Annotated in this window: 17 protein-coding genes; 2 read left to right on the top strand and 15 right to left on the bottom strand. The window is 70.6% G+C overall.

The genetic code is table 11. The annotated features are described in order from the left end of the window. Window positions 1-49: 49 nt before the first annotated feature. The 11 genes from OG303_RS32260 to OG303_RS32210 form a co-directional block, all read right to left on the bottom strand. Window positions 50-1,600: an alkaline phosphatase D family protein gene (locus tag OG303_RS32260; RefSeq protein ID WP_405872819.1), complete on the bottom strand. Its 1,551-nt coding sequence runs from the start codon at window positions 1,598-1,600 to the stop codon at window positions 50-52. Between the two features lie 205 nt (window positions 1,601-1,805). Further along, the gene (locus OG303_RS32255) at window positions 1,806-3,287 is read right to left on the bottom strand and encodes an FG-GAP-like repeat-containing protein (protein ID WP_405872818.1); all 1,482 of its coding nucleotides are present in this window, start codon (window positions 3,285-3,287) and stop codon (window positions 1,806-1,808) included. A 58-nt stretch (window positions 3,288-3,345) separates the two neighbouring features. After that, entirely contained in the window at window positions 3,346-4,824 is a 1,479-nt protein-coding gene (locus OG303_RS32250) for an FG-GAP-like repeat-containing protein (RefSeq protein ID WP_405872817.1), read from the bottom strand. A gap of 34 nt (window positions 4,825-4,858) precedes the next feature. Next, window positions 4,859-6,340: a VCBS repeat-containing protein gene (locus OG303_RS32245; protein ID WP_405872816.1), complete on the bottom strand. Its 1,482-nt coding sequence runs from the start codon at window positions 6,338-6,340 to the stop codon at window positions 4,859-4,861. A 427-nt stretch (window positions 6,341-6,767) separates the two neighbouring features. Further along, on the bottom strand, window positions 6,768-8,210 hold the full coding sequence (gene obgE, locus OG303_RS32240; RefSeq protein WP_405877598.1) for a GTPase ObgE: 1,443 nt from the start codon (window positions 8,208-8,210) through the stop codon (window positions 6,768-6,770). Window positions 8,211-8,324: 114 nt separating this feature from the next. Beyond that, on the bottom strand, window positions 8,325-8,579 hold the full coding sequence (gene rpmA / locus OG303_RS32235) for a 50S ribosomal protein L27 (RefSeq protein ID WP_019063244.1): 255 nt from the start codon (window positions 8,577-8,579) through the stop codon (window positions 8,325-8,327). A 14-nt stretch (window positions 8,580-8,593) separates the two neighbouring features. Beyond that, complete coding sequence (gene rplU, locus OG303_RS32230; RefSeq protein ID WP_007381993.1) at window positions 8,594-8,914, bottom strand: 50S ribosomal protein L21; 321 nt, start codon at window positions 8,912-8,914, stop codon at window positions 8,594-8,596. Window positions 8,915-9,167: 253 nt separating this feature from the next. Continuing rightward, entirely contained in the window at window positions 9,168-13,004 is a 3,837-nt protein-coding gene (locus OG303_RS32225; RefSeq protein ID WP_405872814.1) for a ribonuclease E/G, read from the bottom strand. Between the two features lie 263 nt (window positions 13,005-13,267). Beyond that, entirely contained in the window at window positions 13,268-14,032 is a 765-nt protein-coding gene (locus OG303_RS32220; protein ID WP_405872812.1) for a TIGR03936 family radical SAM-associated protein, read from the bottom strand. A 48-nt stretch (window positions 14,033-14,080) separates the two neighbouring features. Beyond that, window positions 14,081-15,361: a hypothetical protein gene (locus OG303_RS32215; protein ID WP_405872810.1), complete on the bottom strand. Its 1,281-nt coding sequence runs from the start codon at window positions 15,359-15,361 to the stop codon at window positions 14,081-14,083. Window positions 15,362-15,433: 72 nt separating this feature from the next. After that, window positions 15,434-18,706 carry an AfsR/SARP family transcriptional regulator gene (locus OG303_RS32210; protein ID WP_405872808.1) on the bottom strand — a complete coding sequence of 1,091 codons (3,273 nt, stop codon included), beginning with the start codon at window positions 18,704-18,706 and terminating at the stop codon, window positions 15,434-15,436. Between the two features lie 213 nt (window positions 18,707-18,919). On the opposite strand from OG303_RS32210, the gene OG303_RS32205 reads away from it, so the two are divergent. Next, window positions 18,920-19,249 carry a hypothetical protein gene (locus tag OG303_RS32205; protein ID WP_405872806.1) on the top strand — a complete coding sequence of 110 codons (330 nt, stop codon included), beginning with the start codon at window positions 18,920-18,922 and terminating at the stop codon, window positions 19,247-19,249. 15 nt (window positions 19,250-19,264) lie between these two features. Here OG303_RS32205 and OG303_RS32200 read toward each other — a convergent pair whose 3' ends face one another. Then, window positions 19,265-19,570 (bottom strand): hypothetical protein, encoded by a 306-nt coding sequence (locus OG303_RS32200; protein ID WP_405872804.1) that lies wholly within the window; start codon window positions 19,568-19,570, stop codon window positions 19,265-19,267. Between the two features lie 462 nt (window positions 19,571-20,032). Here OG303_RS32200 and OG303_RS32195 point away from each other — a divergent pair, with 462 nt between their 5' ends. Then, on the top strand, window positions 20,033-20,734 hold the full coding sequence (locus OG303_RS32195) for a DUF899 domain-containing protein (RefSeq protein ID WP_405872802.1): 702 nt from the start codon (window positions 20,033-20,035) through the stop codon (window positions 20,732-20,734). A gap of 269 nt (window positions 20,735-21,003) precedes the next feature. Here the strand turns inward: OG303_RS32195 and OG303_RS32190 are convergent, their stop codons facing one another. The 3 genes from OG303_RS32190 to OG303_RS32180 all read right to left on the bottom strand — a co-directional run bounded on the left by OG303_RS32190 (window position 21,004) and on the right by OG303_RS32180 (window position 24,845). Beyond that, complete coding sequence (locus OG303_RS32190) at window positions 21,004-22,071, bottom strand: MerR family transcriptional regulator (protein ID WP_405872800.1); 1,068 nt, start codon at window positions 22,069-22,071, stop codon at window positions 21,004-21,006. Between the two features lie 707 nt (window positions 22,072-22,778). After that, window positions 22,779-23,621 carry a hypothetical protein gene (locus OG303_RS32185; protein ID WP_405872798.1) on the bottom strand — a complete coding sequence of 281 codons (843 nt, stop codon included), beginning with the start codon at window positions 23,619-23,621 and terminating at the stop codon, window positions 22,779-22,781. A 138-nt stretch (window positions 23,622-23,759) separates the two neighbouring features. Then, a complete protein-coding gene (locus tag OG303_RS32180; protein WP_405872796.1) occupies window positions 23,760-24,845 on the bottom strand; it encodes a hypothetical protein in 1,086 nt (361 codons plus the stop codon). Window positions 24,846-24,983: the final 138 nt, after the last annotated feature.

Here is a 24,983-nt window from a genome sequence, read left to right as displayed (position 1 = left end):
GTCACACAGACTTCACGAAGACACCCTCAGACACCGTCGGGCGCGGGCGTCACGCGAGTTCGACTCCGGGGTGGCCGTTCTCCACCCGCAGTCGCGCCAGCGTGCTCGGCGTCGCCGTCGGTTGCACGACCGTGTCGACCACCCTCACCTGCGCGTCGATGCCGTGCCGGTCGATGTCGAAGAGGTGGTAGCCGCGGTGGGCGTCGATCAGCTTCCAGTGCGGGTTGTCCGCCTTCAGCGGGTCCCACTGGGCGTGGAAGGCGGCCTGGTCCTGGTCGCCGTTGCTGGAGATGGACGTACCGACGAACTCGGCGCCGACGACCTCGGAGTCCGGGTCGGCGTAGTCCGTCTTGAGGTCGCTGATCATCGTGAGGTGGCGGTCGCCGCTGAGCACGACCGGGTTGCGGATGTCGGCGAACTCGTCGAGCAGGGCGTTGCGTTCGACCTGGTAGCCGTCCCAGGCGTCGTAGTACCAGAGCTTGCCCTCGCCGAGCAGCAGGTCGGTCTCGGCCATCATGATCTGCGAGGCGACGAGGTTCCAGCGGGCGGGCGAGTCGTGCAGCCCGTCCAGCAGCCATTCCTTCTGCTCGGCGCCGAGCATGGTGAGCGACGGGTTCTCGGCGTCCGCCTGGCTGGTCACCTGGTCGCTGCGGAACTGCCGGGTGTCGAGAACGTTGAGGCGCGCGAGGCGGCCGAACTCCAGGCGGCGGTACATCTGGATGTGCGGGCCGGTCGGGATCGCGGAGGCGCGGACCGGCATGTGCTCGTAGTACGCCTGGAAGGCCGCGGTCAGCCGGGCCACGAACGCGTCGTGCGACTGTTTGGCGGGGTCCTGCGGGATCTCCCCCGCCCAGTCGTTGTCGACCTCGTGGTCGTCGAAGGTGACCACCCAGGGGGCGTTCGCATGCATCGCCGCGAGATCGGGGTCGGTGCGGTACTGGGCGTACCGGTTGCGGTACTGGACCAGGGTGAACGGCTCTCCCGTGCCCTCGTGCCGCCGCGGACCCGTCGAGGCCGGCGTGGACTCGTAGATGTAGTCGCCGACGAACAGGACGAAGTCGGGGTCCTGCTGGAGCATGTCGGCGTACGGCGTGAAGTAGCCGTGCTGCCAGTTCTGGCAGGAGGCGAGCGCGACGCGCAGCGAACCGCCCTTGCTGTGCGGGTGGGGCGCGGTGCGGGTGCGGCCGGTGGGCGAGATCTGGCCGCCGACCCGGAAGCGGTACCAGTACGAGCGGTCCGGGCGCAGACCGCGTACGTCCACGTGAACGCTGTGCCCGTACTCGGGGCGGGCCTGGGCGATGCCCCGGCGCACCGGCTTTCTGAGCCGGTCGTCCTCGGCGATCTCCCACTCCACCGGGACCACGCGGTCGGGCATCCCACCGCCGTTCAGCGGGTCGGGGGCGAGCCGGGTCCACAGCACGATGCCGTCGGGCAGCGGGTCGCCCGAGGCGATGCCGAGGCTGAACACACCGTCGGGCAGCGTACTTTCGGCTGCTCGGGCGGTGCCCGGCAGCCACAGCTGGGCGGAGGCCGCGGCGCCGAGGACGGCGGCACCGGCGGTCAGAAAGCGGCGTCGGTCGGGCGAGACTGCTCCGGTCATCGGCGAACTCCCTTGCCTCTCAAGCCTCTTGGACACGTGCAAGGCTCATGCAACCGGGCGGTCCACCGGCTGAACGAGAGCCTTCGCGTGCATGACAAATGGGCAGACAACAGAAGACCCGTTGCGACACAGGAACAACGGGATGAACGTGGTCCGGTCACAACGGGTCTGGCGTCTCACCAATTGACGCGTACCGCAGGGATGTTCAGTACGAGAAGTTCGAGCCGAACTTCGCGTTCGTGCCGTCGGTGCCGAGCTGGGTGTTGCCGACGAGGCCCGTCCCGTTCGGCGTCACGAGCGTGGTCGGGCCGGAGCGGAAGACCCAGACGAATCCGGAGTTGGCGTTCTCCCCCGGTGCGCCGACGGCGACATCGGCCAGCCCGTCGTCATTCGAGTCGCCGAGGTGCACGGCCTTGCCGAAGAAGTCGCCCTTTTCTGCGGTCCCGGGCACGTTGCCGGTGCTCTGCGTGACGACCTGGGCGCCGGTGCCGGTCAGTCCGCTCGCGCTGCCGTGTAGGAGGACGGCGGCGCCCGCCTCGGCGACCGAACCCAGGTCCTCGCCGGGCACACCGGTGAGCACGTCGGGGTACCCGTCGCCGTCTACGTCGCCGATCTGGACGTCGGTGCCGAAGTGGTCGCCCTGCTCGGCGGTGCCGGGCACTCCGGCGCTGTCCTGGTTGAGGAAGACCGCCTTGACGCCGTCGGGTCCGTCCGGGGTGCCCGGGATCCAGGCGATACGGCCGCCCTTGACGTACGGGTTGTCGAGGTCGCTGTCGTAGCCGTCGACGGCACGGCCCACGACGATGTCGTCGTAGCCGTCCCGGTTGATGTCGCCGATGTCGAGGTTCTCGCCGCCCTGCAGGCCGGCGCCGTCGATGTCGTAGACCAGGGTGTACGGCGTCAGGCCCTGCTGCGTGCCGAGCCAGTAGACGACCCGGCGGGAGTCGTACTCGTCCTCGTCGTTCTCGGTGGCGGCGACGTCGGTGATGCCGTCGCCGTTGACGTCGCCGGCCGCCAGGTCCAGTACGCGGCTGGAGTACTGGTCCTTCACGACCTGCTCGCTCCCGTACGAACCGTCCCGCCCGAAGGGCCCCTTGAGGAGGCGCAGGTCGTGCTCGTTCTGCACGGTCACCACGTCGGTCGCCCCGTCGCCGTCGACGTCGGCGACCGCGAGACGGCCCTGGGTGCCGAGGCGGTCGTAGGCGCTCTTTCCGGTGGCCAAGGAGGAGGCGCCGGACAACCCCTTGGCGCTGCCCCAAAGGACCTCGACATAGCCGGAGTTGGTGCCTCCGGAGTCCGTGTCCTCGCCGCCGACGCCGACGATCAGGTCGGCGTACCCGTCCTTGTCGAGGTCGGCCGTGGTGAGCGCGCTGCCGAACTGGTCGTCCTTCTCGGCGGTGCCGGGCACGCCCGCGCTGTTCTGCGTGAACACCTTCTTGGCGCCGGTGACCCAGCCGTGCTCGGTGCCGTAGCGGACGGCGACGAACCCGGCCTGCGTCTTTCCGCCGACGGTCGCCGAGGGCGCCGCCACGGCGAGGTCGGCGTAGCCGTCGCCGTTGAAGTCGTCCCGCAGCTGGGCGGTGGCGGGCTTGCTGTCGGCCACCGCGTGGGCCGCGGGCAGGGCGACGGCGCCCGTGGCCATGACGACGGCGAGACCCGTACGCCATGCCCCCCTGTGTCTGCTCATGCCGCTCTCCTGTTCCGGTCGTTACGAGGAGGTGGTCGCCGTCGGCCCCGAAAGCGGGTCAGCGGGCGAAGGTCGAGCCGAGGCCGGCGTCGTCCGCGACGGTGCCGAGAGTGCCCGCGCCGAAGCTCGTCGAGCCGGAGGCGACGGGACCCGTGCCGGGGTTGCGGAAGGTCCAGACGGCGCCGTCGAAGGTGTTCTCGCCCGAGGCGCCGACGTAGAGCTCGGCGCGGCCGTCGTGGTTGGTGTCGACCAGGGCGGTGCTGCTGCCGAAGAAGTCGTTCCGCTCGGCCGTGCCCGGGACGTTCGCGGTGTCCTGGTTGAAGGACACGGCACCGGTGCCGGTGAGGCCCGAGGCACCGCCGCGCAGGACGGTGACCTGGCCCGCCCCGTACACGCCGCCGAGGCCCTCGGTCGGAGACCCGGCGGCGACGTCCGCGTATCCGTCGCCGTTGACGTCCGCGACCGAGATGCCCCGGCCGAATCCGTCGCCCCACTCGGACGCGCCGGGCACGCCCGGGGTGTCCTGCGTGACGTTCGTCGTACGCGAGGTGTCGGGGCCGGCGGCCGAGCCGTACACGACGCCCACCTGACCGCCCTTCAGCAGCGGGTCGACCGACGTGGACTCGCCGGAACCGTCGTTGGGGCGGCCGATGACGAGGTCGGCGTACCCGTCCTTGTTCACGTCGCCGAGGCCGAGGCTCTCGCCGCCGCGGAACAGCGTGCCGTCGGAGTTCTTCAGGGTGACCGGGGCGGCCGGGCCGTCCTCCGTGCCGTGCAGGTAGACCGCGCGGCGGTGCTTGGCGTCCGGGTCGGCCGTGTCGTCGTTGTTGTGGTCGTGGATGAGCCCGATCAGGTCGGTGATGCCGTCGTGGTCGACGTCACCGGCGGCCAGATCGTCCATGAAGTAGTCGGAGTCGAGCGCGAGGCCGCTCGTACGCGCGGCGCCGGTGGTGCGGTCGAACGGCCCGTACAGGATCCGGTCCCCGGTCGCGATGTCCAGGTGACCGTCGCCGTCGAAGTCGCCGAGCGCAGTGGTCACGTCGAGGTGGTGGTCGGTGGTGCCGGTGGCGACGGCGGTGCCGCCGGACAGGCCCTCGGCACTCCCCCACACCACGGCCAGGGTGCCCGCGTAGGTGACGTCGCCGACGCCCTCGCCGGGCGCGCCGATCACCAGGTCCGCGTAGCCGTCGCCGTTCAGGTCACCCGCGGCGAGGCTGTCGCCGTAGCGGTCGTCGGCCTCGGCGGCGCCCGGGATGCCGGCGGTGTCCTGGCTGATGACCTGCTTGTGCGAGGGGGCTGCGCCCTTCGCGGAGCCGTACACCACCGCCACGTATCCGGCACGGGCATGGCCGTTGACCTTGGCCCCGGGGGCGGCGACGGCGACGTCCGCGTAGCCGTCGCCGTTGAAGTCGGTGGATGCCTTCGCCGTGGCCGTCGAGGCGTCGGCGGCGGACGCGGTCACGGGGGTGACGACGGCTCCGGCGACGGCTATCGCGGCCGCGAGTCCGATACCGCGGCCGAACGTGCGCTTGCTCATGGTGCTCCTGTCGTTGTGGGGGGTACTGAGCAAATCAGTGCGTGAACTCCCCGCCGAGACGGGCGAGTTGAGGATTCGTACCGAGGGCCGTCGCGCCGAAGGAGACGGAGCCCGTGGTGGTGACGCCGGAGGCGTTGGACCGGAAGCCCCAGACCGAGCCGGCATCGGCGTTCTCGCCGGGGGCGCCGACGACGAGATCCGTACGTCCGTCGTGGTCCCCGTCGAGGAAGGTGACGGCTTCCCCGAAGCCGTCGGCACGCTCGGCGGTGCCTGGAACGCCTGCCGTGTTCTGGCTGAACACCTTCGTACCGGCACCGGTCGGCCCGGACGCGCTGCCGGGTACGACGGCGACGGTGCCCGCGTCCTGCACCCCGGAGAAGTCCTCACCGGGGATGCCGACCGCGATGTCGACGTAGCCGTCGCCGTTCACGTCGCCGGCCGCGACGTCCGCGCCGAAGAGGTCGCCCGGCTCGCCGACGCCGGGCACGCCGGGTGTGTCCTGGTCGATCATGCGTGGATCCCCGGCCTGTGGGCCCTGCGCCGTACCGAAGACGATGCCGACCCGTGAGCCGTACTCGCTCGGGTCGGCAGGCTCGTCACCCGAGTTGGCGGGCCGGGGGCGGCCGAAGACGACGTCGTCGCGGCCGTCTCCGTCGAGGTCGGCGAGCGCGATGCTCTCGCCGCCCTCGATGTCCACGCCCCGGCTGTCCTTCAGCGTGGTGAGCGGGGCCAGACCGTCCCGGGTGCCGCGCAGGTAGTGGAGGTCGTGGTCGACGTTGATGTCGTCCGGGTCGTCGAAGTCGAACGGCCTGGTCAGTGACACGAGATCGGTGATGCCGTCGCCGTCGACGTCCCCGGCCGCCAGATCCAGCAGCTCCCGGTCGCCGTCGGTGACGGAGATGTCCTGGGTCCGGGCGGCCGCGCCGCCACGGGTGAAGGGGCCGAACCTGACGCCCTCGGCCAACGCCAGGTCGACATGGCCGTCGCCGTCGAAGTCGCCCGCGGTGATCCGGGACGTGTACGGGATGGTGGTCGGCGGCAGGATCGTTCCGCCGGACAGCCCACTCTTCCCGCCCCACAGCACGGTCACACTGCCGTGCCGGGCCGCCCCGCCCTGCGTCCACTCCTCCCCGGCCGCCGGGACCACCAGGTCGGTGTAGCCGTCGCCGTCCAGATCACCGGCGGTGAGATGGGCACCGAAGGAGTCGCCCGCCTCGGGAGTGCCGGGCACACCCGAGGTCGCCTGCGTGAAGACCCTCTTGCTCGCGAGGTTCAGCCCGTGCGCCGAGCCGTACACGACGGCGACGTAACCGGCGCCCTTCTTGCCACCGACCGTGGCGTACGGCGCCCCGGTGGCAAGGTCCTCGTACCCGTCCCCGTTGAAGTCCTGCCGCACGCTCTTCACGGCCGAGGACTGCGCATGGGCGACCGGCGACACGACGGCCGTCCCGGCGAGCAGGGCGATCGCGACCACCAGGGCACGCCGCGATCTGGGCACGACAACGGGCTCGGACACATCGACTCCGGGGAGGGGAAGGGCAGTTGACGGCGGCGGGATCCAAGATCCTCATCCGCGTTGCCCAGTACGACTCACCGGCTCACAGGTTGGTTGCCCTGCAGTCCGTCGCGTTTTCCCCTGCCGTTAGGGCCTGTTGCGAAAGTCCCGCCTGCCCCGCGACGCCCGGCACGCACTCTCGCCGCACCGGGCACAAGCCCAAGTACATCCAGTACGAGGGCTTGCACCCGGCACGCCGAGAGCACGCACCGGACGCCGCAGAGCCCGCCCTACGGGCGGACGACGGGACTTTCGCAACAGGCCCAACCCACTCAACGCCGGACGGCATCAGTCAGCCGTCCGGCGTTGAGGACAAGGCCCCTTGAGGGCCGAAGCGGAGGTCCGGGGGCGGCAGCCCCCGGTCACGGCGTCACCGACGCCGCCCGCCCTACTCGGAGAAGGGCTCGAAGTCGTCGTAGCCCCGCTGTACTTCATCCCGCTCGGCGTCCCGGTCCCGGCGTCGCTGAGCCGCAGGCCTCGGCGCCTCGAACCGGTGGTCCTCGCCACGCCGGCCCAGCATCTCCGCCCCGGCCATCACCGTCGGCTCCCAGTCGAAGACGACGGCGTTCTCCTCGGGACCGATGGCGACACCGTCGCCCGACCGGGCCCCCGCCTTCATCAACTGCTCTTCCACACCGAGCCGGTTGAGCCGGTCGGCGAGGTATCCGACGGCCTCGTCGTTGCTGAAGTCGGTCTGCCGCACCCAGCGCTCGGGCTTCTCGCCCCGCACCCGGAACAGCCCGTCGTCCTCGAGCGTCACCGTGAAGCCCGCGTCGTCGACGGCCTTGGGCCGGATGACGATCCGCGTCGCCTCTTCCTTCGGCTTCGCGGCCCGCGCCTTCCCCACCAGGTCGGCGAGTGCGAACGACAGCTCCTTCAGGCCGAGATGAGCGACGGCGGACACCTCGAAGACCCGGTACCCCCGCGCCTCCAGATCCGGCCGCACCATCTCGGCGAGGTCCTTGCCGTCCGGTACGTCGATCTTGTTGAGGACGACGATCCGCGGCCGCCGGTCGAGCCCGCCGTACTGCTTCAGCTCCTCCTCGATGACGTCGAGGTCGGAGACGGGGTCACGCTCGGACTCCAGCGTCGCGGTGTCCAGCACGTGCACCAGCACACTGCACCGCTCCACGTGCCGCAGGAACTCCAGCCCCAGCCCCTTGCCCTGGCTGGCGCCCGGGATCAGTCCCGGCACGTCCGCGATGGTGTACACGGTCGAACCCGCCGTCACCACACCCAGGTTCGGGACGAGCGTCGTGAAGGGGTAGTCCGCGATCTTCGGCTTCGCCGCGCTCAGCACCGAGATCAGCGAGGACTTGCCTGCGCTCGGGTAGCCGACCAGCGCCACGTCGGCGACGGTCTTCAACTCCAGGACGATGTCCTGCAGATCGCCGGGCACACCGAGCAGCGCGAAGCCGGGCGCCTTGCGTCGCGCCGACGCCAGCGCCGCGTTGCCGAGCCCGCCGCGGCCGCCCTGCGCGGCGATGTACGAGGTGCCGTGGCCGACCAGGTCGGCCAGCACGTTACCCGCCCTGTCCAGCACGACGGTGCCGTCCGGCACGGGCAGGACCAGGTCCTCGCCGTCCTTGCCGGAGCGGTTGCCGCCCTCACCGGGCTTGCCGTTGGTGGCGCTGCGGTGCGGCTTGTGGTGATAGTCGAGGAGTGTGGTGATCGACTGGTCGACGACCAGGATCACATCACCGCCACGGCCGCCGTTGCCGCCGTCCGGGCCGCCGAGCGGCTTGAACTTCTCACGGTGGACGGAGGCACAGCCGTGGCCTCCGTTACCCGCGGCGACGTGCAGCTCGACGCGGTCCACGAAGGTGGTCATCTTGGGTGCCTCCAGCACTTCAAAAACGTACGGATCTATCTCTTGCGTAACACGCGAAAGGCGGACCCGCCTTCCCGACCGGGAAGTGAGGTCCGCCTCGCGAAAAGCTTCCGATCAGGCGACCGGAACGATGTTCACGACCTTGCGGCCACGGTGGGTACCGAACTCCACCGCACCGGCGTTCAGCGCGAACAGCGTGTCGTCGCCGCCACGGCCGACGCCCGAACCCGGGTGGAAGTGGGTGCCGCGCTGGCGGACCAGGATCTCACCCGCGTTGACGACCTGACCGCCGAAGCGCTTCACGCCGAGGCGCTGAGCGTTGGAGTCACGACCGTTACGGGTGGACGATGCGCCCTTCTTGTGTGCCATCTCTCCTCAGTCCCTTACTTCGCAGCCGCGGGGATCTCAGTGACCTTGATCGCCGTGTACTGCTGGCGGTGGCCCTGACGACGGCGGTAACCGGTCTTGTTCTTGTAGCGAAGGATGTCGATCTTGACGCCCTTGTGGTGGTCCACGACCTCGGCCTGGACCTTGATGCCGGCCAGGACCCACGGGTCGCTGGTCACAGCGTCGCCGTCGACAACGAGCAGGGTCGAGAGCTCGACCGTGTCGCCAACCTTGGCAGTGGAAATCTTGTCAACCTCAACGATGTCGCCGACAGCAACCTTGTGCTGGCGACCACCGCTGCGCACGATGGCGTACACGCGGATCTCACTCTCTCGCTCGGGGAACGGCACCCCCGCAGTCCAGCCGCCCGGAACGCGAGCGGCCTCTCCGCAGCACCCAGTGCGGTAACACCCGGTGCTCTGGAGGAAGAAGGTTTACGGGGATGTGGCGTGTCTGTACCTGCGGACACGCCGACGGTCAAGGTTACGGGGCCGTGGGCGAGGGGGTCAAACCGGGCCGGGCCCCAAGGGTGTGCAGCCGGTCACGTGGACCGGCCGCACACCCTTCGGATCAGCTCTCGTCGGCGGCGGCCGAGACGGAGGACAGCGTCTGCTGTGCCGCCGCGGTCTTCTTCGACGCCGACTTGGCAGCCGTGGCCGACTTGGCGGTCTTCGCCGCCTTCGTGGCCGTGGCCTTCTTCGTGGCCGTCTTCTTGGCCGCGGTCTTCTTGGTGGCGGCCTTCTTCGCGGTGGCCTTCTTGGCCGTCTTACGGGCCGTCTTCTTGGCCGGAGCAGCCTCCTCGGCGCTCTCCTGCGCGGTCGCCGACTCCTCCGCACCCGACGGGACGACCACCACGGCCGTCTCCTCGGACGCGGTCGGCGCGGTGGCCTTGCGCACGGCACGGCGCCGCGGGCGGGCCGGAGCGGCACCCTCGACGGGCGCCTCCGCCGGAGCCTGCTCCGCTGCCTGTGGTTCGGGCGTCGCAGCCGTCGGCGCGGTCTCGGTGACCGTCACCACGGCGGCCTCGGCCCCCGCGGGCGACCCGGCCGGCGCGGACACCTTGCGGGTGGCACGACGGCGCGCACGCCCCTTGGGCGCGGCCTCTTCGGCGGCCTCGGCCGGGGACTCGACCACCGCGTCCTCCACGGCCGCGGGCTCGGCGAGCGCCTCGGCGGCGCGCTCCGGCTGCACCGGACGCTCCACCTCCGCCTCGGCCGTCACGGCCTGAGCCGTCGGAGCCTCGGCCTTCGTCTCCTCGCGCCGCGCCTCTTCGCGCTGGTGCTCCTCGCGCCTCGGCGCACCCGCCGGAGCCGAGGCCCGACGGCTCGCCCGGCGCCGCGAACGGCCACGGCCGACCGCGGCCTCCGCCTCGGCGACGCTGCTGTACAGCTCCTCGTCCGGCTCGAAGGCCGGCTCGGACAGCGCGACCGGCGCCGCGACCTCGGCAGCGACCTCGGCCTCGGTCTCCTCGGGAGCCTCTACGGCGGCCTCGTGCTCGTGCACGTGTCCGTCGCCGCCACGCCCGCGCTTCTTGCGCTTGCCGCCGCCACCGGCGGAGGTCGGCTGCTCCATGTGCACGATGACACCGCGGCCGTTGCAGTGGACGCAGGTCTCGGAGAAGGACTCCAGCAGCCCCTGGCCGACCCGCTTACGGGTCATCTGCACGAGCCCCAGCGAGGTGACTTCGGCGACCTGGTGCTTCGTACGGTCGCGTCCCAGGCACTCGAGCAGGCGCCGCAGCACCAGGTCCCGGTTGGACTCCAGGACCATGTCGATGAAGTCGATGACGATGATGCCGCCGAGGTCGCGCAGCCGCAGCTGACGGACGATCTCCTCGGCCGCCTCCAGGTTGTTCCTGGTGACGGTCTCCTCGAGGTTGCCGCCCTGACCGGTGAACTTGCCGGTGTTGACGTCGACGACGACCATCGCCTCGGTCCGGTCGATCACCAGCGAACCGCCGCTGGGCAGCCAGACCTTGCGGTCCAGGGCCTTGGCGAGCTGCTCGTCGATCCGGTACGTCGCGAAGACGTCGACCTCGGAGGTCCACTTCGACAGCCGGTCGGCGAGGTCGGGGGCGACGTGCGAGACGTAGCCGTGGATGGTCTCCCAGGCCTCGTCACCGCTGACGACGACCTTGGTGAAGTCCTCGTTGAAGATGTCGCGGACGACCCGGACGGTCATGTCCGGCTCGCCGTACAGCAGCGTCGGGGCGTTGCCGTTCTTCGACTTCTTCTGGATGTCCTCCCACTGCGCCTGCAGTCGCTCGACGTCGCGGCGCAGCTCGTCCTCGCTCGCGCCCTCGGCGGCGGTGCGCACGATGACGCCCGCGTCCTCGGGGACGATCTTCTTGAGGATGGTCTTCAGGCGGGCCCGCTCGGTGTCGGGCAGCTTGCGGCTGATGCCGGTCATCGAGCCCTCGGGCACGTAGACCAGGTAGCGGCCGGGCAGGGACACCTGGCTGGTGAGCCGCGCGCCCTTGTGCCCGATCGGGTCCTTCGTGACCTGGACGAGCACGGACTGGCCGGACTTGAGGGCGGACTCGATGCGCCGCGGGCCGTTGGCCATGCCCAGCGCCTCGAAGTTGACCTCACCGGCGTACAGGACGGCGTTGCGGCCCTTGCCGATGTCGATGAAGGCGGCCTCCATCGACGGCAGCACGTTCTGGACCTTGCCCAGGTACACGTTGCCGACGTACGAGGTCGACTGCTCCTTGTTGACGTAGTGCTCGACGAGCACGCCGTCCTCGAGGACGCCGATCTGGGTGCGCTCACCGCTCTGCCGGACCACCATCACGCGCTCGACGGCCTCACGGCGGGCCAGGAACTCGGCCTCGGTGATGATCGGGACGCGCCTGCGACCCTGCTCGCGGCCTTCGCGACGGCGCTGCTTCTTGGCCTCCAGACGCGTGGAGCCCTTGATGGACTGCACCTCGTCGGACGGGTCGGAGGGCTTGCGCGGCTCGCGGACCTTCACGACGGTGCGCTCGGGGTCGCCCTCGCCGGGCTCCGTGTCCACGGAGGTGTCACCGGACCGACGGCGCCGGCGACGACGCCGACGGCTGCTGGAGCTCGAGCCGCCGTTCTCGTCGTCGTCCTCGTCGTCCTCGACCTGGTCGGCGGTGTCCTCGCCGGACTGCGCGGCGGCCTCGTCGGACTCCTCCGACTCGTCCTCGCCACCCGCCTCGGCGGACTCGCCACGACGGCGGCGACGGCCACCCCTGCGACGGCGGCGGCGCGAACCGGTGTCCTCGGAGTCGTCGCCCTCGGCGGAGTCCTCGGCCGACTCCTCGGCCTCCTCCGGCTCGTCCTCCACGACGGTCTCGACGACCTGCGTCTCGGTCTCCTCGAAGGCGGGTCCACGACGACGGCGACGGCGCCGCGTCCCGGCCGGCTCCTCCGGAAGCTCCTCCGGCTCGGCGGCCACGGCCACGGCAGCTGCCTCGGCGGCGGCCCGCTCCGGCGTCTGGAACTTCGGCTCGGTGAACACGGGCGCCTGGAACACGGCGACGGCAGGCCGCGCCGGCCGACGCGGCTCCTCGCCCTCCTCGTTCTCGGTGTCCTCAGCGGCACCTGCGGTCCGCGCGGGCTCGGAGAACCCGGTCGCGGCCTTGCGCGAGGCACGTCGACGCGCGCGCCGCGGGGCGGCGTCCTCATCGGCCGGCTCGGCGACAGGGGCGGTGACGGGCGCCTCGGCAGCGGGCGCCGGCGCCTCTTCGGCAACCGGCTCGGCGACGGGCTCCACGTCGGTCACGGCCGTCTCCTCGACCGGTGCGGACACGCGACGCGTGGCACGACGACGGGCACGGCGCGGGCCGGCGTCCTCGGCAGCCTCAACGGTCTCGGCGGGCACGCCGGCCTCAGCGGCAGGCACCTCGGCCACGGCGGGTGTCTCGGTGTCCTCGGCAGTGGCGGGCGTCCCGACCGGCGCGGACACGCGACGCGTGGCCCGACGACGGGCACGGCGCGGAGCGGCGTCCTCGGCGGACTCACCGGCCACTTCGGCGCTCTCCTGGACCGCGGCGGTCTCTGCGGGAGCGGCGGCGGGCACAACGGTCTCGACCGTCTCGGCGGCCGCGGGAGCTCCGGCAGGCGCGGACGCACGACGGGTCGCACGTCGACGCGTACGCCCGGCAGGCGCGGCCTCCTCGGCGACCTCTTCGGTCTCCTCGACCACTTCGGCCTCTTCGACCTCGGCCGTGACCGCAACCTCGGCAGCCTCGTCCTCGTCGGCCTTGTCGTCGCTGTCGGCCGGTATGGCCGGCGCGACGATGTCCTCCGGGGTTTCGGAGGCGGCCGCGACGGGGGGTCCCGCCGGGCGTGAAGCGGCACGGCGCCGACGACGCGGCGGCAAGGTGTCGCTGGGAGTGTTCAGTTCGGAACCCTCAGTGGGTTCGGTCGGTTCGAGCATGCGGGCATTTCTCCCGTCAGGCTCCCGGGCGCCGCACCTGGTCCGGCGTTGATCGCCGGTGACGTCCGCGGCTCGCGCGATGCGCGGTGCCGCCGTCCGGGGCGCGGGCGCCGCACGGGAGCTTTCTGTGTCCTGTCTCGCCGGTTCCGTACACCGAATGCGTACGGCCTGGCGAAAGTCTTCTGGTCGGGTGCGCTGCCCGACCCAGGTGGCTCCCGAGTACGAGGGCGGCGCTTCGACGTACGTCCTTCGCAGGACCTTCCTTACGCCGGCGCCTTCGCGGCGGCAGCGGGATCGGCCATGGTTGGGGCCGTCGCTGCCTCGCGGTCGGGCGCGAGCGGGTCGGTCACCGTGCCGGTCTCTTCATCGAACAGCCCCTGCGCCAGCCTGGTCACCGCTGCGGGGACCGGCGGCGCCAGGTCGGCCACGGCGCGGAGACCGGACAGGACGTCGTCGGGTCGTACGGCAGGCGTCACGTGCCGAACAACCAGCCGCAGTATCGCACAGGGCTGGTCGGTCGGCCTATCAGCCTGTTCACAATGCGTTTCAAGATCTACGACCGCGGGGCGGGCGTCGAAGGTCCGCAGGCCATTCTTGGTCCTGCGCTGGACCTCGACGGCGTCGGCGGCGGTGAAGGCCGCGACGGCCCGCTCCGCCTCCGCCGGATCCACACCGTCCAGCCGCAACTCCCACACGGAAGCCGTGAGCCGGTCGGCGAGCCCGGAGGTCCGGGCCTCGACCGCGTCGATGACATCGAGCCCGGCGGGCATCGACTCGTCGAGCAGCGCCCTGAGCTTGTCCGGATCCCGCGCCTCGGTGAGGGCGATCTCCAGATACTCCGCCTCACTGCCCGTGCCGGTGGGTGCGGCATTGGCGTACGACACCTTCGGATGCGGCGTGAACCCCGCCGAGTACGCCATCGGCACCTCGGCACGGCGCAGCGCACGCTCGAAGGCGCGCTGGAAGTCACGGTGGCTGGTGAACCGGAGGCGGCCGCGCTTGGTGTAGCGCAGTCGGATGCGCTGCACCGCGGGTGCGGGCGGCGGGCCTTCGGGCTGTCGCTTGCCCAGTGTCGTTCAGTCCTTCGTGAGAGCGGTCGTACTGCTACCAAGAGTACGTGTCTCGTGGCCCAGAGGTTCCCGCCGGTCCACAGCCTCGATCCGCTCGGGCTCCCCGAAGAGCATCCGCCGGAAGTCGGCCCGCGCCTGCCGCGCGGTCTCCCGGGCGGAGGCCAGCGCCAGCCGAGTGGCCCGTCCCACACTGCGCGCGGCCTCGGCAGCGGGCCGCAGGACGACATCCCGCACGACATGCCCGACAGGAGTGAGAACGGTCCTGTAGGCCCACCGCACCGGCTCCACGAAGATCCACCGGAAGAGGGTCCCGACAGCCCGCCCCACGGCCAGCGAGATCCGCCCGGCGACCCGCCAGGCATGCCCGAGCGCCTCCCCCACCTCGCGCGCGACGACGGCGAGGAAGCGCCCGACGGGCACGAGCACCCAACGCCACAGGGCGAGAGCAGGCAGCACGAACAACACCCGGGTAATCCAGTACAGCGCCAGACCGACACCGGTGACGACCAGGCTCATACCCCGCACGAGCCCCTGCGCACACCACGCGATCACGCGTCCGACGGGCACAAGCACCCATCGCCACAGAGCAAGAGCAGGCAGCACGAACAACACCCGGGTAATCCAGTACAGCGCCAGACCGACACCGGTGACGACCAGACTCACACCCCGCACGAGCCCCTGCGCACACCACGCGATCACGCGTCCGACGGGCGCGAGCACCCACTCGTACACCCACAGAGCCGGTACGACGAGGAGGTACCGCACAAGCCAGGCCACAGCGGCGTACGCACCGGTCCCGATCGCGACGAGCACCGCGCCGAGCCCCTTGAGCACCCACATCAGGGCGTGTCCGAGCGGCGTCAGCACGCGCGCGTACGTCCACGCCAATCCGGCCCCGATCCCCAGCACCAGCCGGACGAGGCCGTGCCCCAGGGGCGTCAGCACGTGCCGGTACAGCCACACCACGGGCACGACGACGAGCACGTTCCCGAGCCAGGCAAGTCCCTTCGCGAGGGGTACGACGACGTACCGCCAGAGCCCCACGATCGGCCACACGAACGCCGCCCGCGCGACCCACAGCAGCGCCCGCCCCACCGGCCGGAGCACCGTGTCCCTCAGAAACCGCCCCGCCACGACGAGCGCGTCCCACACCATCCGCACCGGCACAACCAGCACGAGCACGACGATCCGCACGGGCAGGCGGATCGCGACGACGAGACATCCTTCGGGCGACTGCTGCTCGGGCTGCTGTTCCGGTGGCCCGGCGGGCGGCTTCTGCAGGTCCATATCCACGTAGACGCCGGGGCCGCCCGTACGGATCCCGCACGGGGCGCGCCCCCGCCCACCGTTGTACGAACGTCACCGGGCGAGGCCATCGCACTCGTTCACCGGCACGCCGACGGCCGAGAAGATGTCCCGTGCCTGCTGCCTCATTGAGCCGGCGGAAGCGTCCTGGCATTTTTCGAGGGAGCGGCCGAGGACCAGCAGGGTGCGGGCTTCGCCGAGTCGGTGGCCGGTCTGACGGTGTATGGCCAGGGCTTGTTGGCCGAGTGCGACGGCTGTGGCGTAGGCGGTCTCGGATTCCGCGATCCGGGCCAGTGCTGTCAGGGCCTGGCCTTCCACCACACGGAACGAGTGGTCGCGGGCCAGGCTCAGCGCCTGCTCGGCGTGGCTGCGGGCCTGGTCGGGGAGGCCCAGTTGTTGGTGGGTGAGGGAGAGGCCCAGGAGGCTGTCCACCTCGGGGCGTCGGAACCTCGCCTCGCGTGCGAGGGCAAGGGCCTGACTGTCGGCCTGAACCGATCGGTCGAAATGTGTCAGTTGTCGGTGGGCGGCGGCGACGGTGTTGAGGATGCTGGCCTGAATCCAGCGCCGTCCTCTGTCCTTGGCCAAGGCAAACGCACGCTCAGCGTGTTCCAGCGCCTCGTCGTGACGGCCGAACTCAATATTGATCTTGGCAACGGCGTCGAGCATCATGGCGCGCCCGTTGCGGTATCCACGCCTCTCGTCAGCGGTCACTTCGGCACCGAGGACGTCAAGGCCGTCGGCCAGACGACCGAGTTCCCAGTACGCCCAGCCCAGATTCTGCAGAGCCAGGCTGTTGTCCCACCAGCTGATCTCTTGATTGCGGATGATGGCCAGTTCGAGGTGATCGGCGGCCTCGTGCAGTCGGCCCAGATCCCGGCAGACCACACCGAGGACGACCAACCCCAGTGCTTCAAGGTGGCGGTTTCCGGCTTCACGGGTGATCCGCAGGCCGGTGGTGACATGCTCATGCGCACTGTTGAGGCGCGCCATGCTCCATTCCGCAAGGCTTCTGCCACCGAGAGCCGCTGCCTCGCCTGTCGCCCATCCGAGCTCCCGACTGATGTCCCGTACGCGCGCGTGATGCTCCAGCGCTTGCCTGCCATGCCCCCAGTCCGACTGGACCAGCCCGAGGCTGCTGTGCATGACTGCCTGGCCGAACAGGTCGCCTTCGGCCGTGGCCGCGTCCAGCGCCGTCTGTGCGGTGGCCTGCCACGTCGCGCGCGGCAGATGAAGCCAGAAGTACCCGAACAGTGCGTTCGCCAGATGCCAGGAGACGGCGCGCGGGCCGTGGCGGGCGGCCTGGTTGATGAGGGCGAGCAGATTTGCCCCCTCGGCCTGCAGCCACTGTGTGGCTTCGGCGGCGGACGGCAGGCCCTGCTGATCGCCTTGGCCGAGGTCGCGCGGCAGCTCCGGGAGGAGCCAGGTTCCCCCGACGGTGCGAGCGGCGTGCAGGTACCAGATCAGGACGCGTTCGAGAGCAGCGCCGCGATCGGCCGCCGTCTCCTCCACCTGCGCACTCTCCCGCGCGTACTCGCGAAGGAGGTCATGGAAGCGATACCGGCCCACCGTCACGGGTTCGATCAGGTGGGCGGCGGCCAGGGTGCCGAGCAGACGTCGGGCCTGCGGCAGCGGTACGTCCAGGAGGGCGGCAGCGATGTCGGCGGTCAACTCCGGACCGGGGAACAGGCCGAGCAGTCGGAACAACCGGCGCGCGACAGGCGCCAGGACTCGGTACGACGCGGAAAAGGCCGTCCGCAAAGGGGAGTTGTCGTCGCCGTCCTGATCGAGCGCCTCCAGCCGGTTGCCCTCTGACATCTCGGTGACCAGATCTGCCAGGCGCAGGCCCGGATCGCCCGTCAGCCTGGCCGCAGCCACGCGCAGCGCCAGCGGAAGGCTGCCGCACAGCCGGATCAACTCGTCCGCCACGAGCGGTTCGGCGGAGACGCGATCCGCGCCGAGTGCCTTGCTCAGCACTGCGCGGGCCTCGGCCGGCAGGAGAAGGTCCAACGGCAGGGCGTGCGCCCCGTCACGTGCCACGAGGCCGCCGAGCCGGTTGCGGCTGGTGACGACGACACAGCAGGAGGGGCTGCCCGGCAGCAGCGGCCTGACCTGCTCCGCCGAAGCAGCGTTGTCCAGCAGAACCAGCAGGCGCCGGTCGGCCAGCAGCGTCCGGTACAGACGTGCCTGCGCCTCGTCATTGGCAGGGGTCTCCGCCGCCGCGAGCCCCAGGCTCCGCAGCAGCAACTCAAGCGCTTCCCCCGACTCGAGCGGCTCCCGATCGTGATCGAACCCGTGCAGGTTCACATACAGCTGCCCGTCCGGGAAGCGATCCCGTACCTGGTGCGCCCAGTGCACCGCCAGCGCGGTCTTGCCGATGCCCGCGGCGCCGCCGATGGCGGAGATGACCACGGTGTTCGCCGGCCCCTGGCCCTGCTCGGGCGGGAGGAGCGCGTGCAGTCTGGCGAGTTCGTCGTCACGGCCGGCGAATCCCGCGGCATCGTGCGGCAGTTCCGCCGGGGCGCTGTCGCGTGGTGGGCGAGCCGGCCGCCCCGGCGACCCTGGTCCCGTCGGCTCGGCAGCCGCCCGATCGTTGCGCAGGACGAGGTGGGAGCGCGTGTGCGCGGGGGGAGCCGGCGCTGGCAGGAGGAAGGCGTCGTCCTGACGGAGCACCGCCTCGTACACCCGGCGGAGTTCCTCGCCGGGATCGACTCCGAGGTCGTCACGCAGTCGCACACGCATGTCCTCGTAGGCGTTCAGAGCCTCCGCCTGACGTTCGCAGCCGTACAGGGCGCGCATGCGCAGCGCCAGCAGCGACTCGTCGTAGCGGTCGGACGAAGACGGGCCGGAGGGGCCGGCCAGGTCGTCGAGGGCGTCGCCGAACCGACGCAGCAGTACGAGGCACTTGAGCCGCTCCAGCCGAAGGGTTCGGCGGCGCTCCCACAGCCGCTGCCGCTCGTCCTGCGCGAACGGTCCCGGCAGGTTGGCCAAGGGCTCGCCCTGGAACAGTCCGAGCGCCGCCGACAGCTGATCCGCCGCGGTGGCCAGGTCGCCGGACGCCAGGGTGCGCATCGCCTCGTCGCTCCGCTGGGCCAGGTCCGCCGTATCGAGCCGGACCTGCTCGACGACGAAGCGGTACCAGCCCTTGCCGCTGCGGATCAGCGAGTTCGCCGGCTGGGTGCCCTGAGTGTCGAGCACCCTGCGCAGCGAGTTGACGTGCGTGGGCAGCACCTTGCGACCGCCTGCGGGCGGCTCGGTCCCCCACACCGCGTCGAGCAGTTGCGCATGGCTGGCCACGGCCCCCTGGCGGAGCAGCAACGCGGCCAGCACGGCCTGCCGTTTGACGGGCCCCGGATCGAGTGGTGTCCGGCCCCGCCACGCCCGTAACGGCCCGAGCACCTCGATCCGAAGCAGCTGAGGAGATCCGCCGTCCACCCGAAGCCTCCGCTTCCGCACATCATCGGAAATTCATCGGCATTGCAGCACCCCCGGCCAGGGTGACGGACACGACATCGCACAACCCGCACAACTGAGAGGGTCCCCGTGACCGAAGTGGAATTGGTGGCCGTCGCGCTGGCCACAGGGGCGGCGGCCGGACTCACGGATTCCGCGCGCGGAACCGTCCACGGCCTCTACACCGGGCTCAGGGAGGAGGTCCGCCGATGCCTGGGCGAGAACGGCGGCAACAGCAGGGGAGGCTACGGCGTACGCGTACTCGACGCGTACGAGACGGACCCCGATGTGTGGTGGACCCGGCTGCTTCAGGTGCTGACGGGCTCCGGCGTGGAAACGGACGAGGAAATCCTCGCGACGGCCCGCGCCGTGCTCCGCGCGGAGTACCGGCCGGGACAGCACGGGGTGCTTGTCCGGTGAACGGCCGCGCCGCACTCAGATCTTCGTGCGGAGCTCTTGGTCGGCCAGCAACAGCGCGTGCCAGTACGTGTAGTACTGGACACCCTCCGGGTGCCCCGTGAACTCGCAATACTCGATGGCGGCTGCGACAGCCTCCAGCACCGGCGCGTACGCCGAGGACGGCACGTCCTCGTATGCGACGGGCGAGGTCAGGTCACGGATGGCCTCGTGCGCTGCGGCAATCACTTCGCCCTCCAGATCAGGGAGGTGCTCGCTCAGCGCCCGGTAGTACTTCAGGTGCTCCTGCAGTGCCGTTGCGAGGAGACTGCTCGACTCTGCCATTGGCCCTCCGTCGGGGAGTTGCACAGGCGGGAGAAACCGTGCGATGTGGTGAGCGTAGGACACATACCGCGGCAGTCGGCCCGTCGCGCTCTTGAGCGTCGTCGGGGACTCACCCTGGGCGGTCTGGCCGGGGCGCACGTCGGTCTCCAGTTCAGGATGCGTGCTTCTCTCCCTGTGATGCCTTCCCGGTGGTGGCCGCACTGGGTCGCAGAAGTGGTGCTCTCGCCGCCGTCCCCCAGCGCGATCACCAGGAGGACCGCCACGGACGGACCCCCTCCAGGCGGCTCACTCGCCGGCACATCTGCCTCCTCCGTAGCGGCTATCGCCACGTTAGGAAGCCGTAGGAACCCCCGCGAGCCGAGAGCAGCCGGTCAGGCGACGGCGCCGACCGATGAGTTCCGGAGCCGTCGGCGGTCTGCCTCTGCACAAGCGAAAGTCGCGCACGAGCTCTGTGAGGGGACCATGACCGACCACGACCACGCACTACCACCCGTCGTTGACGCCGCCACGTGGGAGCACCGGCTCGAGGCACTGCGTGCCCGGGAGAAGGCCGCGACGCGGGAGCTCGACGCAATCGCCGCCGAGCGCCGCCGGCTGCCGATGGTCGAGATGCCCGACTACACCCTCGAGGGCGAGGACGGCCCCGTTCGGCTGGCGGACATCTTCGACGGCAGGAGCCAACTGATCGTCTACAACCACATGTGGTTCGCCGGCCAGGAATGGCAGTGCCCGGGCTGCACGGGGTTCACCTCGCAGTACACCCGCCTGGAGTTCCTGGACAACTACGATGCGCGCTTCGTCATCGTCACCCAGGGCCCGATCAAGGAGGCCCTCGCCTACAAGCAGCGGGTCGGCAACCGGATGGCGTGGTACTCGACCGCCGACAGCTCATTCGGGACGGACGTCGGCGCACCACCCGACGGAGGATTCGCGGTCAACGTGTTCCTCCGCGACGGCGACACCGTCTACCGCACCTGGCACACCAACGGCCGGGGCACCGAGCAACTCAGCCACACCTTCGCCCTGATCGATCTCCTGCCGTACGGACGCCAGGAGGAATGGCAGGACTCACCCGAGGACTGGCCCCAGTCACCCACCTACAGCCGCTGGGCGGCATCCAAGGACATCGCGGCGCTCTATGGCACGGGCTCCGCCGGCATCTGACCTCATCTGCTCCGATCTGCCCCGACCTGACTACGGATGACGTACGGCTGAGCCCCTTCCTCCTCCGGGAGGGGGCTCACAAGCCCGCACGACTCCACCTCAGTGCGAGTGCCCGCCGGCCGCAGGAGCCGCGTTCTTGACCGTGAGCGGCAGCAGCTGCTTCCCGGTCGGGCCGATCTGGATGTGGGTGTCCATCTGCGGGTTCCCCGACACCCTGATTCGGCTCCGTCCGGTCGGCCGGGGAGGGCCGGATCAGGGTGAACGTACCGTCAGTCCTCCAGGCGGACCGGCATCAGGAGCGAGAAGGTGCCCTCGTTGTCGGGCTGGCGGATCGCGATCGGCGCCGTGGGGGCGCCGAGCTCCAGAATCAGTCGGTCCCGGGCCCCGGCGGCCAGCGCGTCCAGCAGGAACTCACGGTTGACTGCGACGCGGTTCGGGGCGTCGTCACCATCGGTGCAGAGGGTCATCGTGCCGCCGTCGTCCACGCTGAGCACGCTGAGGTCATGGGCTCCGGCCTCGCCGGAACGGACAGGACCGGTCTCCAGGGCCTTGCGGAAGTCCGCCACCTCGACGAGGGTGCGGCGTCCGCCGGCCACGGGGAGGAGACGACGGTAGTCGGGGAAGTCGTGGCCGAGGCACTGACCAGCCGCCTGCCTGTCCCCGGCCTCCAGTGTCACGCGGTCACCGTCGACAGAGAGCCGCACGGGTCCCTCGCTGTCCAACAGTGCCCGCATCGCGTCGGCGAGCGGGGTGGGCACGATGACCTGCACTCGGCTTCCGTCGTGCCCGCCGATACCGGCATGTGCGACAGCCATTCGGTACCGGTCGGTGGCCACGACATGGAGGGTCTCGCCCTCGATATCGAACAGGACCCCGCCGAGCATCGGCAGCTCCGGGTCGGTACTCGCCGCGAACCGAACCGTATCCAACGCGGCTGCCAGCTCGGGAGCGGCGATGGACAGCCGGACGGGGGCGATGCGGAGCGAAGTCATGACATTCTCCCTGTGATCGAGTAGTCCTCGGAGCGCGGAGAACTCGCTGCGGGCATCTGACAGCCCCTGTTCGAGACGGCGCAGGTGCGCCTCGAGCAGTTTCCGGACCAGATCGGTGTCCGCGCCGGACCAGCTGGCCAGCACCAGCCGGATGTCCGCCAGCGGCATCCCGGCCCGGCGCAAGCGGGCCAGCAGCCGGGCCTCTTCGAGCTGCTCGGGTTCGTACCAGCGGTAACCGCTCACCGGATCCACCCAGGCCGGGACCAACACACCGGCACGGTCGTAGAACCGCAGGGCGCTCACGCCCAGCCCGCTCTCGCGGGCCATCTCGCCAATGCTGCGCATGTCGTTCTCCACACCCAGCACTCTGGTCCCTGAACAAGGTCGAGGGTCAACCCGGCTCCCGAGCGGCTCGCGCGCGCAGGCCGCGCCGCTGAGGCGACGTGTGCCCGCGCCATGCGCGGGCCTCGTATCAGCAGAGAAGGCCGTACTTCAGTCACTGTCGAGGGCCCAAAACCACTGAGCCCCCTCCGATCAGGAAAGGGACTCAGAAGGTCACATCGCCGTACGTAGGCCCGTAGCGGGCTCAGACCCATTCCACCGCTGAGTGGATGTCCGAAGAGCCTCCAGGCCCCGGCAAGGGCGTTTGAGGCCTGGGCTGCGGTGTCGACTGCTGACGCCCGGAGACGCCGACAGCAGCCAGGGCAGCGGCTACGTCGTCCTCGCTCGCCCCCGCCAGGGCATCAACAATCCGCGCCAGCGCCTCACTCACCTCAGTGAGCGTGACCGCTGGTCGGAGCGTCCTTCTTGACCGTCAGCGGCAGCAACTTCTTACCCGTAGGCCCGACTTGGATCTCGGTCTGCATGGCCGGACACACCGCCCCACGCAACGGGGCTGGAAGCTCCAGTCGCCTAGGGTCAGGCACCGATGACCGACCACGACACCTACGGCACCAGCACTCCTCTCTGAACTATGGCTGCTGACCAGCTTCGCGAAGCACCATGCGCCTGCGACGGTGAGGCAGAGCTCGGCGTCGCCTCGCCTGCGACCTCTATGGGTGTTCGCCGAGTTGGAGGAGGCCGGCGAGGGAGAAGCACAGGGCGCCGGTGAGGGTGCCCCAGTTTGCGATGTCGGCGTTGACAAGGCTGTCGGTAGCGGGGCGGGTGTAGGCGGCGAGCGCGGAGACCATGAAGAGGGCGGAGCCGAGCTGGTTCACGGCGACGATCCGCCAGCCGAGGTTGTGCGGGCGGAGACAGGGCCGGCCGTGGCAGATCTCGACGAAGCCCAGGTGGCCGGAGACCAGGAAGAGGGCGCAGCCGATCACGTCGGGCACCCAGATCAGCCGGTTGACCTGGTGGACCTTCAGGCCCTGCAGGAAGGAGTCCAGCAGGTCGACGGCGAAGACGAGGGTGCCCGCGAAGAGGACGAAGGTGCTCAGCCAGTCCACCCGCATCGGCTCGTAACTCCACCACCGCCAGCGGCCGGTGACCAGCCGGCCTTCGCCGCCGCCTTCGTGGCGGGGCGCGTTGATCACCTGGAGCAGTGACACGTACCCGCCGGTGCTGAAGAACAGGCCGCCCGCGAAGTAGATCGAGGCGCACTCGGTGGCGTCGCCGGAGCCGAACTGGGCGACGGCCGCGCCGGCGGCGAAGAGGGCCCCGCCGATGACGAAGGCGATCGCCGCGATGGCGTTGAGTCGGCGCAGGCGGGCGATGGCGACAGCGTCCGCACGGATGTGCCGGGTTGCCGCCGCACCGTGGGGACGGACGGCGAGTACGCCGCGTCGGCGCGCGAGCCGGGAGTCCCACACGGCGGTGCCGCCGCCGGGAGGGTGCCAGGTGAGCCGGGTGGTGAACGGTCCCGCGCCCTCGGCGCGCTGCTCAGGCTGTCCCACGGGCCGAGCCTGGATATTCAGGCGGGAGGGGAAGACGGGCGAGACGCCGTCGGTCCGAGCCGTCGCTGCAGCCTGCGGGGGTGTGGCCTGGTACCTGGCCGGCCCGGTCTGGGCGGCGGGATGCGGGGCGCGGCCGGTTCATGCGGGTGGGATGGCGGCGATGCCGCCCTCTTCTTCGGGGCTGATGGGCGGGCGTCGTTTGGTGCCGCGCCACCACAGCAGGTGGCCGTAGGTGGAGATGGTGACGAGTGCGGCTCCGACGACGGCGTAGATGCTCAGGACGATGAGCTGCTGGGTGATGGCGTTGCCGTCGAAGTAGAGGGTGTTGCGGACCAGGGTTGCCCCGTTCCACGGGGGCAGGACGGGGCCGAGGTATTGCCAGAAGGCCGGCAGGTAGGCGGTTCCGTTGACTCCGCCGGTGGAGGGGTTGCCGAAGAAGACGACGATGACGACGGTGAGAAGGGTGCCGATCGGGCCGATCAGACTCTGCAGGGCTGCGGCGAAGAGCGCGACGGCCAGGCACATGAGGGTGAACTCTCCCCACAGGGGCCAGAAGTTGGTGCCGACGTCCGGGTAGGCGTCAAGGATCGGACCGATGATCACGTCGAAGACCAGGCCGGCGATGATCGCGTAGCCGATGAGGCTGAGGACGCGGCGGCGGGCTGCCGCAGCGCCGGTGCGTTGCATGGCGAGGGTGGAGCCCAGGTAGCCGGCCACGAGCAGCACGAACACGGCGATGCCCGGGACCACGCCGAGCGGGTCCTCCTTGGGAAGTTTGTTGGTCACCTTGAAGGCGAGATGCCGGCCCTGGGCCTTGGCGGCCTTCTCGTAGAGAGCGGGCATCTGGCCGGGGGCGACCAGGCTCGCGGCCTCGGCGATCACCACGGTGTTGCTCTGTGTCACGAAGCCGCCGTAGATCTCGGTGCGGTTGGCGGCGTCCTCCAGGGCGGCCTGGTCCTTGTAGTGGTGGATCTTCAGCGAGACGTGTTCCTGGACGTTTGTGGTCAGCGGTGAGCTGCCCGTCACACCCCACGGAAGATCGCGCGCGACCACGGCATGCTGCGCCGACACGTAGGTCGTGACCATGATGGTGGCCATGACGAGGGCCATCAGCAGGCCGGTGATCAGCGCCCGCCAGGACGGCGGCCTCGGCCCCTCGTCCGGCCCCGCGGACGCGGCGTGCCCTCCGCCCGGCCCACCCGGGGCCGACTGAGCCGGACTCACCGCGCCCGGGGCCGGGGGCGCCGGCGACGCAGGACCGTCCCCGGTACTACGGTCCGTACTCCGGTCTGCGTTCCGGCCGGAGGAGCCTCCTGTGTCGCTCATGGCATTTCCCTGGTCACTGGGCGCTTGGGGCACCTT

This window comes from Streptomyces sp. NBC_00005 (genome assembly GCF_045160215.1).
In the GTDB taxonomy this organism is placed as follows: Bacteria; Actinomycetota; Actinomycetes; order Streptomycetales; family Streptomycetaceae; genus Streptomyces.
Note: the sequence above shows the minus strand (reverse complement) of the source record. Positions and strands in the feature narration are given on the sequence as shown.

What these genes read in the sequence shown, in the direction of transcription:
- OG303_RS32260 (WP_405872819.1), bottom strand. Translation starts at nt 1,600, where the DNA reads ATGACCGGAGCAGTCTCGCCCGACCGACGCCGCTTTCTGACCGCCGGT.
- OG303_RS32255 (WP_405872818.1), bottom strand. Translation starts at nt 3,287, where the DNA reads ATGAGCAGACACAGGGGGGCATGGCGTACGGGTCTCGCCGTCGTCATG.
- OG303_RS32250 (WP_405872817.1), bottom strand. Translation starts at nt 4,824, where the DNA reads ATGAGCAAGCGCACGTTCGGCCGCGGTATCGGACTCGCGGCCGCGATA.
- obgE (WP_405877598.1), bottom strand. Translation starts at nt 8,210, where the DNA reads ATGACCACCTTCGTGGACCGCGTCGAGCTGCACGTCGCCGCGGGTAAC.
- rpmA (WP_019063244.1), bottom strand. Translation starts at nt 8,579, where the DNA reads ATGGCACACAAGAAGGGCGCATCGTCCACCCGTAACGGTCGTGACTCC.
- OG303_RS32225 (WP_405872814.1), bottom strand. Translation starts at nt 13,004, where the DNA reads ATGCTCGAACCGACCGAACCCACTGAGGGTTCCGAACTGAACACTCCC.
- OG303_RS32215 (WP_405872810.1), bottom strand. Translation starts at nt 15,361, where the DNA reads ATGGACCTGCAGAAGCCGCCCGCCGGGCCACCGGAACAGCAGCCCGAG.
- OG303_RS32200 (WP_405872804.1), bottom strand. Translation starts at nt 19,570, where the DNA reads ATGGCAGAGTCGAGCAGTCTCCTCGCAACGGCACTGCAGGAGCACCTG.
- OG303_RS32195 (WP_405872802.1), top strand. Translation starts at nt 20,033, where the DNA reads ATGACCGACCACGACCACGCACTACCACCCGTCGTTGACGCCGCCACG.
- OG303_RS32190 (WP_405872800.1), bottom strand. Translation starts at nt 22,071, where the DNA reads ATGCGCAGCATTGGCGAGATGGCCCGCGAGAGCGGGCTGGGCGTGAGC.